Origin of the sequence: Streptomyces albospinus, from assembly GCF_014648695.1 — a bacterium.
Taxonomy (GTDB): Bacteria; Actinomycetota; Actinomycetes; order Streptomycetales; family Streptomycetaceae; genus Streptomyces; species Streptomyces albospinus.
In genome coordinates, this window is sequence record NZ_BMRP01000143.1 from 1 (window position 1) to 945 (window position 945).

Annotated in this window: 1 protein-coding gene; it reads right to left on the reverse strand. The window is 67.2% G+C overall.

The genetic code is table 11. The annotated features are described in order from the left end of the window. A partial coding sequence (locus IEZ17_RS41675; RefSeq protein WP_189308834.1) for an NRAMP family divalent metal transporter occupies nucleotides 1–945 on the reverse strand: 945 nt, incomplete at both ends.

Genomic DNA, 945 nt, shown 5'->3' on the forward strand with positions numbered 1-945 from the left:
CATGCGCCAGGCGTCACGTCCGGTGCGGTCGACCGGGTCTTCCTTGGTCGCGGTGCGGCGGCGGGTGAACGAGTACCCGGCGGCCAGTACGCCCACGACACCGCAGCCCGCCATGATGTCGATGATCGTCTGGGAGCTGATGTCGGGGAAGAGCACCGAGGCGGTCAGGATGATGGACAAGGTGACCAGGACGCCGACCACCACCGTGGTGAAGGCGTTGGTCTTCGGTCCGTTGACCCAGGGGCCGAGTACGGCCTTGTCGTTGCAGAGCAGCAGCAGGAAGACGGATGCGGACGGCAGCAGGACGCCGGCCAGGGTCTGTACGCCTTGGGTGAGCAGTCCGAGGGGGGAGCCGGGGATCAGGACGATGGCGGCTGCGACGGCGACCACTCCGGCGTAGATGGCGTAGAAGCCCTTGGCGCCCTTCACGCCGCGGTGGAGCGAGTGCTTGATGCCGAAGACGTCGCCGATGGCGTAGGCGGTGGAGAGGGAGACGGCGAAGGCGCCGATGATGGAGGCGTCGAGCAGGGCGATGGCGAAGAGGACTCCGGCGAGCTTGCCGGCGTGGGCCTCAAGACCCGCGGCGACCCCTGCCGCATCGGTGAAGTTGCCGAAGCCCTTCGTCCCGGCGAAGGCGGCGGCGGTGAGGCCCATCATGGCGGCGGCGCCGATGACGACGATGGCGATGCCGATCCACAGGTCGACCTTCTCGTACTTCATGAAGCGCGGGGTGATGCGCTTGTCGATGACGAAGGACTGCTGGAAGAACAGCTGCCAGGGGGCGACCGTGGTCCCGACGATGCCGATGATCAGCAGCATGACCGTCGCCAACTGCCCCGATCCGCCGGGCATGGTGGGCACCACGAAGTCGTGCGCCATCTGCGAGGTCTTCGGGTGGATCATGAAGTACAGCGGGATGAGCAGCAGCGAGCCCGCGCACAGGAA